This is a genomic window from Accumulibacter sp., from assembly GCF_036625275.1.
Taxonomy (GTDB): Bacteria; Pseudomonadota; Gammaproteobacteria; order Burkholderiales; family Rhodocyclaceae; genus Accumulibacter.
The window spans coordinates 1-10,159 of record NZ_JAZKUD010000117.1 but is presented as its reverse complement, the minus strand read 5'-3'; the positions used below and the strand labels follow the sequence as shown (position 1 = coordinate 10,159).

At 63.2% G+C, this 10,159-nt stretch carries 7 protein-coding genes and 1 pseudogene; all 8 read left to right on the top strand.

Going from position 1 to position 10,159, the window contains the following annotated elements; all coding sequences use genetic code 11:
• Positions 1-638: PAS domain S-box protein (locus V5B39_RS20335; RefSeq protein WP_332344660.1), on the top strand; the 638-nt coding region annotated here is incomplete at its 5' end.
• A gap of 66 nt (positions 639-704) precedes the next feature.
• Positions 705-2,513: a hybrid sensor histidine kinase/response regulator gene (locus V5B39_RS20330; RefSeq protein ID WP_332344659.1), complete on the top strand. Its 1,809-nt coding sequence runs from the start codon at positions 705-707 to the stop codon at positions 2,511-2,513.
• A gap of 205 nt (positions 2,514-2,718) precedes the next feature.
• Complete coding sequence (locus V5B39_RS20325) at positions 2,719-3,207, top strand: phasin family protein (protein WP_332344658.1); 489 nt, start codon at positions 2,719-2,721, stop codon at positions 3,205-3,207.
• Positions 3,208-3,893: 686 nt separating this feature from the next.
• Positions 3,894-4,106 carry a CsbD family protein gene (locus tag V5B39_RS20320; RefSeq protein WP_332344657.1) on the top strand — a complete coding sequence of 71 codons (213 nt, stop codon included), beginning with the start codon at positions 3,894-3,896 and terminating at the stop codon, positions 4,104-4,106.
• A gap of 8 nt (positions 4,107-4,114) precedes the next feature.
• Entirely contained in the window at positions 4,115-6,625 is a 2,511-nt protein-coding gene (locus V5B39_RS20315; protein ID WP_332344656.1) for an EAL domain-containing protein, read from the top strand.
• A 329-nt stretch (positions 6,626-6,954) separates the two neighbouring features.
• Positions 6,955-7,269 (top strand): BON domain-containing protein, encoded by a 315-nt coding sequence (locus tag V5B39_RS20310; protein WP_287634516.1) that lies wholly within the window; start codon positions 6,955-6,957, stop codon positions 7,267-7,269.
• A gap of 174 nt (positions 7,270-7,443) precedes the next feature.
• A complete protein-coding gene (locus V5B39_RS20305; RefSeq protein ID WP_332344655.1) occupies positions 7,444-7,842 on the top strand; it encodes an AI-2E family transporter in 399 nt (132 codons plus the stop codon).
• 30 nt (positions 7,843-7,872) lie between these two features.
• A pseudogene (locus V5B39_RS20300) lies at positions 7,873-10,159 on the top strand (cyclic beta 1-2 glucan synthetase); the annotation flags it as partial.

The window sequence follows — 10,159 nt, the reverse complement described above, 5'->3', positions numbered from 1 at the left end:
AGAGCGACATCGGCCGGCCGGTGGCCCACATTGTCTCCAACCTGGCCGGCTACGAGGGTCTCGTGGCAGACACCCGGGCCGTGCTGAATACGCTGATCCACAAGGAGGTGGACGTGCAGACCAGGGAGGGCAAGTGGTATACGATGCGCATCCAGCCCTACCGGACGCTGGATAATGTGATCGAGGGCGCAGTCATCTCGTTTCTCGATATCACCGAGACGGTGCAGACACGCGAGGCGTTGCGCGCCGCGAATGATCTGTGCCGCCTGGCGGTGATCGTGCGCGATGCACACGATGCCATCACCGTGCAGGATCTGGAGGGCCGGATCCTAGTCTGGAACCCGGGAGCGGTACGGATGTATGGCTGGGCCGAAGCCGAGGCGCTGCGGATGAACGTGCGCGACCTGATTCCGCTGGAGCAGCGCGAAGAGACTTTGCTGACCCTGCGGCGGCTTGCCCGGGCTGAAGTCCTGGAGCCGTATCGTAGCCAGCGGCTGACAAAATTCGGTGCGGTGGTCAATGTCTCGATGATCTCGACCGTCCTGCTGGATGCGGCCGGCGAGGTCTATGCGATCGCCACCACGGAAAGGGCGAGCGAAGTCGTCAGGGATCGTCGGAGAACAGGAGGTGATCGATGAGCAGTGAGGACAAACGCCGTTCAGCATTCAGAGTCCCCCCCCCCCCCCCCCGCAACGGGTGAAACCTTGAGTGCGGGGCAGGGGCTGCGCAAGCAGGCCGAGGCGATCTTTCTCGAAGAATCGGCGCTGGCGCCCGCCGGGCATGAAATCCTGTCGCTCGAAGATACGGAGCGGCTGCTCCACGACCTGCGCGTGCATCAGATCGAGCTGGAGATGCAGAACGAGGAATTGCGTCAGGCGCAGGCGCTGCTCGACACCGAGAGGGCTCGCTATTTTGACCTTTATGACCTGGCGCCGGTGGGCTACTGCACCTTGAGCGAAACGGGGCTGATCCTGCAAAGCAATCTCGCCGCGGCCACCCTGCTCGGCAGCACCCGTGCTGGATTGGTCATGCAACCGATCAGCCGCTTTATCCTCAAGGCAGACCAGGACATCTATTATCTGCACCGCAGGAAGGTGGTTGAAAACGGCGAACCGCAGGCCTGCGAGTTGCGGCTGATGAAGGGTGACGGCACGGCATTCTGGGCGCATCTCGCGTCGGCCGTCGCGCAAGAGGCGGATGGCACGGTCGTTCTCCGCGTTGTCCTGAGCGACGTCACCCAGCGCAAGCTGGCGGAAGCCGAGCGGGCCATGTTCGATCAGACGCTGCAGGACCAGAACGCCGAGCTGAGACGTCTCAGGCTCGCGGCGGAAACGGCCAACCTGGCAAAATCGGAGTTCCTGTCGAGCATGAGTCATGAGCTACGCACGCCGCTCAGTGCGATCCTCGGCTTTGCCCAGCTCATCGAAACCGGGACTCCCAAGCCGACGCCCTCGCAGCAGCGAAGCATCGATCAGATTCTCAAGGCGGGGTGGCACCTGCTCGGACTGATCAACGAAGTTCTCGATCTCGCGATGATCGAGTCCGGCAAGCTGTTACTGGCAATGGAACCGATATCGCTGCCCGACGTGATCGCCGAATGCCAGGACATGGTCAAACCGCAGGCGGAGCAAAATGAGGTCAGCTTGTCCTTTGCCGGGTGCGCGGACCCCTGTTTCGTCCTGGCCGACCGGAAACGGTTGAAGCAGATTCTGATCAACCTTCTTGCCAATGCAATCAAGTACAACAAGGCCGGCGGAGCGGTCACGATGGATTGTAGCCCGAGCCAGCCGGATGCGATGCGCATCAGCGTCCGGGACACGGGTGCAGGACTTGCTGCGGAACAACTGGCACAGCTGTTCCAGCCGTTCAATCGTCTCGGACAGGAGGCGGCTTCGGATGAGGGCACAGGTATTGGCCTGGTCGTGTGCAAGCGGCTGATTGAAGCGATGGGAGGCGTCATCGGGGTCGACAGCACGGTCGGGAAAGGCAGCGTGTTCTGGATCGAGCTGACGCTGACGGCTGAAGAACGATCGGCTGCCAGCACAGCTGGACTCGTGGCGGTCGCACCGGCGCAGGTCGGCGAGCCCCTGTGCACCCTGCTCTATGTCGAGGACAACGCGGCCAATCTGATGCTGGTCGAGGAGATTGTCGCGCGCCGCCCCGATGTGCGCCTGCTGACGGCGCGGGATGGGCGCCGCGGCATCGAGATCGCCGAGGCTTCCCGACCCGATGTCATCCTGATGGACATCAGTCTGCCTGGCATCAGCGGCGTCGACGCGCTGCAAGTTCTGGCCGAAAATCGAGCAACCGCTCACATCCCGGTGATTGCGATCAGTGCCAATGCCTTGCCGCGCGATATCGAGAAGGGTCTGGAGGCAGGATTCTTCCGCTACCTCACGAAACCGATCAGGGTGAACGAGTTGCTGGAGACGCTGGACCTGGCCCTGCAGTTCGCCAGGACAGGTGCGGGCAAGCGCGCCACCGATGGGGCCAGCACGCCAGGCAGTCCATGAATCTGCGGCGCACGTGCCTGCCATTGTCAAAGTGCGCGTCAGCCGCCTCATTTGGCCGCTATGTGCGCCAGCCAACTGTCTTTGTGCGATTTGCCGTGCAAGCTGTCCTCCGGGATTGAAAGTGTATGGTGGTCTGAGCCGTCGTTCGACGTTCGCCTGCCAACACCGCTGAATTCTGTTTTCCATTCCCCTGAGGAGTCACACCATGCTTGCCGTTAGCCCAGAACTGATCAACTCCGTTGAGATCAACACCCAGGCCTTCATGACGCTGTCGAAAATCGCTTTTTCCAGCCTTGAGCGCTTGGCCACCCTGAACCTGAACGCCACTCGCCTCGCGTTCGAAGAGGGCACGAGTGGCTTCGCTTCGCTGCTGCAGACCAAGGACGCCAGGGAGCAGCAGAAGGTGCTCGGCGCCACGCCCGGAAAAGCGACCAATGGCGCCGCCGCCTACCTGCAGGGGGTGCAGGAAATAGCCGCTGACACCCAGAGCGAAGTCACCAAGCTGGTCACCTCGTATTTTTCTTCGCAAGGCCGGGGCGCAAACCCCAGCACGGGCGCCCTCAAGGGGTTCGAATTATTCAAGGGCTTTGCGCAGCAGATTACCGACATGACCGCCGCCAACACCAAGGTGGTCGGCGACGCAACGGCCCGTATCGCCAGCGCAACTACCGCTCTTGCCAGGAAAGGCGCGTAAGGGCTCGCCCAGCGCTCCCGCCGTGACAGCCGCAGATCAGTGGCCCCACGACCGCTGTCGCTGGGTGCTGCTTGCCGCACCTGGGGGTGATGACGCAGCTTCCGATGCATCGGCGAGCGGTGCGGAGAGCGGTTGGCCGGGGAGGTCGCGGTGGGTGTACGTCTGTCATCGCGACGCCACGGCTGATCTGGTCGCCGGCTACCGGCGACGGCATCCTCGACTCACCAAGCTCATCCAGGCGTCTGCGGCAACTGGCACTGGTCGCGGCCACGCGGCTGACGATTCAGCGCGCGGGCAGCGCGCATGCCCCCGCTGCAATGGCTGGGTGTACCGCATCCCGCGACGGTTCGTCGATGGGCTGCTGAATATTCTTAAGCCTGTACACCGCTATCGCTGCCGCTCGGTCACCTGTGGTTGGGAAGGGAACCTGCGCGTGCGGCGGGATACCCTGCCGAGCCTGCGCCGGCGTTAGCCGGGCGAGGGACGATACGGCGCATCACAGTCAGTCGCCTGATGTGCGCCACCGTACAGATTTAGCCAGGTCAGGCGGCTAGTCTTGCAGTGCATCCCGAGTCGCCGTCAAGCCAGTCCAGTCGTCAGGCACTTCAGACACGCCGTGCGCGCTGCGACGATGGATGCTCGATGGGCAATTCCGCCCGTCGGATTCCGGAGCAGGGGAGTTTGACATGAACTGGGATATCGTTGAAGGCAACTGGAAGCAATTCAAGGGCAAAGTGAAGATGCAGTGGGGCAAACTGACAGACGACCATCTGGATGTGATTGCCGGCAAGCGCACCGAGTTGGCGGGCAAGCTCCAGGAGAGCTATGGCATCAGCAAGGACGAGGCCGAAGAGCAGATCAAGAGCTTTGAAGAGATCAACAAGGACTACCGTCCATAGAGCGCCGCATGGGCCAACTACGCAGCGCGTCGCGCTCCGCCATGCGCTGCGCCACCCGGGTGCTCCTCGTTGAGGACAATGGCGGTGACGCCGAATTGATTCAGCAGTCTCTTGGCGGGGCGGGCGAAGGCTCGTTTGGCGTCGAACGGGTGTCGCGGCTCGCGGATGCGCTTGCTCGACTGGGCCGGGGCGGTATCGAGGTACTGCTGCTTGACCTTGCGCTGCCCGACGGCCAGGGTCTCGACGCCTTCGATCAGGTGTTCCGGGCGGCGCCCAATGCCCTGATCCTCGTTCTCGGTACAGCGAGTGATGAAGCCATCGCGCGCAAGGCGGTGCAGCGCGGCGCCAGCGACTATCTCATCAAGGGCCATGTCGACGCCCACTGGTTACCGCGCGCACTGCATTACCTGCTCGACAGCAAGGCGACGCGCGACGCGCTGCGGGTCAGCGAGCTACGCTTCCGGGCGATGAGCGATGCCTCCCCGCTCGGAATCTTCGTCTCCGATGTCCAGGGTGACTGTGTGTATACGAATGCCGCCTATCACAGCATATCGGGGCTGACCTTCGAAGAGACGCTGGGCACGAAATGGAGCACGGCAATCCATCCCGACGATCGCCAGCGTGTACTCGCCGAGTGGCGCGATGCCGCATGCAGCGGCGCACCCTTTCAGACGGAATTCCGCTTCCTGCAGCCGGACGAGCGTGTGGTCTGGGCGCGAGTCAACAGCGCTGCCATGAACGACGGCTTGGCAGCGAGCGGTCGCGTGAAGACGGTTGAGGACATCAGCCAACGCAAAGCAGCCGAGTTCGCCTTACGAGCGGTCGAAGAAGCCCTGTTCGAGGAAAGGGAGCGCGCTCAGGTCACTCTGGACTCAATCGGTGACGCCGTGCTGACGACCGATCTCCAGGGCAAGGTGACCTATCTGAATGTGGCGGCCGAGGCGATGACCGGCTGGTCACGCGAGGACGCTTTGGGGCAGCCGCTGTCGGCGGTGTTCCACATCATCGATGGCGCGACACGCCAGGCCGCTCCTGATCCTGCGCAGTGCGCCATCAGCGAGAACCGGACCGTGGGGCTGGCCGCGGATTGCCTGCTTGTCCGCCGTGATGGGTGCGAGTCGGCGATTGAGGATTCCGCCGCTCCGATCCATAACCGCGACGGCCGTGTCGCCGGCGCGGTCATCGTCTTCCACGACGTCAGCGAATCACGGGCCATGGTGCGGAAGATGGCCCATCTGGCCCACCACGATTTCCTTACCGGCCTGCCCAATCGGGTGCTGCTCACCGAACGGCTCGCGCAGGCGATCGGGCTCGCCCGTCGGCGCGGCAAACAGGTGGCGCTGCTCTTCGTAGACCTCGATTACTTCAAGCACATCAACGATTCGCTGGGGCATGCGGTCGGCGACCTCGTGCTGCAGTCCGCCGCGCTGCGTTTGTCCGCCTGTGTGCGCACCACGGACACCGTCTGCCGCCAGGGTGGTGACGAGTTCGTCATCCTGCTGGGCGAAATCGAGCAGCCGCAGGATGCGGCCCTGGTTGCCGAAAAGCTGCTCGTCGCGCTGGCCGAGCCGCAGATGATTGGCCAGCACGAGATCCATGTGACCTTGAGCATCGGCATCAGCGTCTACCCCGACGATGGCATCGACACCGACACCGTGATGCAGAACGCCGACACCGCGATGTATCACGCCAAGGCAAGCGGCCGTAACAACTACCAGTTCTTCACTGCTGGCATGAACAGCCACGCCGTTCGCCGGCTGTTCGTCGAAACCGGGCTGCGGCGAGCCCTCAGGCAGAGTGAGTTCCGGCTGCATTATCAGCCGCAGATCGATCTTGCCTCAGGCACGATGACCGGTACCGAGGCCCTCATCCGCTGGCTTGATCCGGCGCTCGGATTGATTGAACCGGAGCAGTTCGTGCCGATTGCGGAAGAGTGTGGCCTCATCGTGCCGATTGGCCGCTGGGTGTTGCGCGAAGCGTGCAGACAGGTCCAGTCCTGGCTAAATTCGGGTTTGGACGCGGTGCCCGTGGCGGTCAACATTTCCGCCCTGGAATTCAGGCACAAGGGCTTTGTCGAGGGCCTGGCCCTGATCCTGAAGGAGACCGGCCTGGCACCGCGGTATCTGGAACTGGAACTGACCGAAAACATTATCATGCAAGACACGGAGTCGTCGGCCCTGGTGCTTGCCGCACTCAAGGCGATGGGGGTGCAGTTGGCGATCGATGATTTTGGCACCGGCTACTCGAGCCTGGGTTACCTGAAGCGTTTTCCGATCGACACCCTCAAAATCGACCAATCCTTCGTGCGCGACCTGGCGACCGATGCGGACGACGCGACCATCGTCAGCGCCGTGATCGGCATGGGACGCAACCTCAAGCAACGGGTCATTGCCGAGGGCGTGGAAACACAAGAGCAACTGGCGTTCCTGCGGACTCAGCGTTGCGATGAAGGGCAGGGCTTTCTCTTCAATCGTCCCTTGCCCGCCGAGGACTTCGCGCGCCTGCTGGTGACCGTTTAGGGATCGCCATTGAGGATGCGGACAGCTATGTGCGCCACCGTACCGACCCCCGGTGCCTCTGCCACTATGCTGTTTCCACGGTGTCAGCGCAGCATGAGGGTGAAATCCCGGGCAGCTTCGCTCGCCGTCCAGCAGAACGTCGCGTCAGGGCCAGCAACGATTGGCAAGGTCTTTCCTGACGGCTGGCGACAGCGATGTCGCCAGCGGCGCAGGTTCCTTTCGGCCTCGTCACGGGGTTCATCGTCGGCAGGATCGCGAGTCGGTTGGGAGCGGTTGGTAGAAGATCGAGTCAGGAAGTCCCCGTTTTACTCATATCTGGAGAATGAACCATGAACCAAATCAGCAAGTATCTTTCCTCAGTTCTTCTGGCCGTCACGCTGGTGACTGCGGTCGGCTGCAGCTCGACGTCCAAGCAGGAGGGTACGGGTGAGTACGTTGACGACACCGTCATCACGAGCAAGGTGAAGGCGGCAGTTTTCAATGAGCCGATGCTGAAATCGGCCGAAATCAACGTTGAGACCTTCAAGGGCGTGGTGCAGTTGAGCGGTTTCGTGAGCTCGCAGGCGGCCGCGAACAAGGCGACCGAAGTGGCACGTGGCGTGGGCGGTGTGAAATCGGTCAAGAACGACATGCGGATCAAGTAGGCGATTGTTGATCACCAGCCATTGCCGGACGCTGCGTCCGACAATGGTCGCGCGGCTCATCGCTCACTCCCGATGACAGCCCGATGACAGCAATCGTCACGCCTGAAGCAGGCGCCTCGGCAGGCAGTCAATCGCCGGCTGCTGCCGAGGCGCCGGGGTCGCGGTCGGTCGTGCGTGAGCTTGGACGCCGGCGCCTGGGCAGTGGCCGCAAGTGTGCTGCCCATCATTCTGTACTTCGGGCCAGCGGTTACGGCCGCAGCCATTGGCATGGCGGCCTTCATACAGTTCAACAGCCTATCGATGGTCCTCCTGGTCGCCGGGACGTCGCTGGCAATCGCCACGGTCATCGGCACCTTCGTCACCACCTGGATGACCGGTCGCATCGCCAGAATGAACACCGCAGCGGTGTTCGTCACGCTGCTCTTCTGGACATGCTTGTGGGGTGTCTGGGGCATGGTGCTGAGCTGTCCAATCACGGAGATCGTCAAGGTGGTGGCCGAGAACGTCGAGCAACTGCAGCCTGTGGCTGAGTTGCTGGCAGACCAGGGGGTGGATTGCCCACCGTGCCTTTGAGATCTGATTCCCCGGAAAGGACCCCCTGACTTGAACGTTGGCAAGAAGCTCACAGGCTACCGCGACCAACTGCTGGCGCGACTTCGCGGTGGCGGGAGGCCACGGCTTGCCGACGACGAAGAAGCCCCGTTACGCGCGGAGTTGTTCAGCGCGGCTCAGATGGAACAACACGGCAAGGCCCTCGCGGTATCGCATTCGCTGGCCGCGGGCTGGGCAGCGGACCAGCTCCTGGAGCGGCTGGCAGCCAACGAAAGCGCCCTCGTCGCCGTGTGCCAGCTGCTGACCGCGGCAGTGAGCGAGAACCGCCGGATCACGCCGGCCGGGGAATGGTTGCTCGACAACTTCTATCTGATCGAAGAGCAGATCAGCACGGCGAGGCGGCATTTGCCCAAGGGGTATAGCCGCCAACTCCCTCGTTTGGCGCGCGGGCCGTCGGTTGACTGTCCGCGCGTCTATGACCTCGCTCTGGAGGCCATCGCGCACGGCGATGGTCGCGTTGACACGGAAACGCTCAGTCGCTTTGTCGCTGCCTACCAGACCGTCACTGCCCTCAAACTGGGCGAGTTGTGGGCAATTCCGATCATGCTGCGGCTGGCACTGATCGAGAATCTCCGACGCGTCGCGGTGCGCATCGCCGCCGCCTGGGACGAGCGAAATCTGGCCGATTCGTGGGCCGACCGGATGACGGAAATCGCCGGCAGCGATCCCGGCAGCCTGATTCTGGTGATCGCCGACATGGCGCGCTCCGACCCGCCGATGGTGGGCGCTTTCGTCGCTGAGCTGGCGCGCCGCTTGCAGGGGCGGGGTCCCGCCCTGGTCTTGCCCTTGAACTGGATCGAGCAGCGACTTTCGGAGTCGGGACTGACGATCGAGCACCTGGTGCAGTTGGAGACCCAGCAGCAGGCTTCCGATCAGGTCTCGATCAGCAACAGCATCGGCAGTTTGCGGGCGCTCGGGGCGCTGGACTGGCGCCAGTTTGTCGAGACCATGAGCGTTGTCGAGCAGGCGCTGCTCATGGATCCGGGCGGTGTCTATGGCCGGATGGATTTTGCCACCCGCGATCGCTATCGACACGCGACCGAAGAGATAGCCAGGAAGTGTCGCCTGACAGAAGGAGAGGTGGCTCACAAGGCCGTCGAACTGGCGCGTGCTGGCGCTTCGCTCACCCCTGGCGGCGAAGTCTCCGGGCGCTCCGGGCACGTGGGTTTCTACCTGATCGACAAGGGCTTGCCCGATCTCCTGCGGCTGGCCGGAGTGCGCCATTCCGGCCCTGAAGTCTGGCTGAAGACGGCGGGTCAGTACCCATTGTTCCTTTACCTCGGCGGGATGCTGCTGATCTCCGTCATCCTCGGCGCGGGTCTGCTGGCACTGGCAGGGGCTGCCGGACTGCCCGCCGGAGTGGTCGAACTCGCGCTGCCGCCGATCGCTTTCCTCCTGCTCCTGGGCGTCAGTCAGTCGGCCGTGGTGCTGATGAACTGGCTTGTCAGCCTGCTCGTGACGCCGAAGCCGCTGCCCCGGATGGACTTTTCCAAAGGTATCCCGCCGATCTCCCGGACGTTGGTGGTGGTGCCGACGATGCTCACCAGTGAGGCGAACGTCGAGCACCTGGTCGAGGCGCTCGAGGTCAGGTTTCTGGGTAATCGCGATGAGTACCTGCACTTCGGCCTGCTGACCGATTTTCGCGACGCGCATCTGGCATCGCTCCCTGACGACGACTCGTTGGTGCGACTGGCACGGACAAGGATCGACGAGCTGAACGAAAAATACGCTCGTGGCGGTGACGGCAGCCGGGCCAGTAGCTTCTTCCTCTTCCATCGGCCGCGGCAATGGAACGTCCAGGACCGGATCTGGATGGGCTACGAGCGCAAGCGGGGCAAGCTGGCAGCTTTGAACGCGCTACTGCGAGGCGGCGCCGGGGCGCTCTCGGACAATGGCTTTTCGCTCGTCGTGGGTGACACGGCAGTGCTGTCCGGTGTGCGCTACGTCATCACCCTGGACACCGACACGCAGCTACCGCGCGACGCAGCGCGGCAGTTTGTCGGCGCCATGGCGCACCCGTTGAATCGCCCGCACTACGACCAGGCCAGGCGGCTGGTCACCGAGGGTTACGGCATCCTGCAACCGCGCGTGGCGATCAGCCTGCCGGGGACGAACCGCTCGCGCTATGCGCGACTGTACGGCGGGGAGCCGGGCATCGACCCTTATACGCGTGTCTCTTCCGATGTCTACCAGGACGTTTTCGGCGAAGGTTCATTCGTCGGCAAAGGGATCTACGACGTCGATGCCTTCGAGCAAGCCGTTGGCGGCCGTTTTCCCG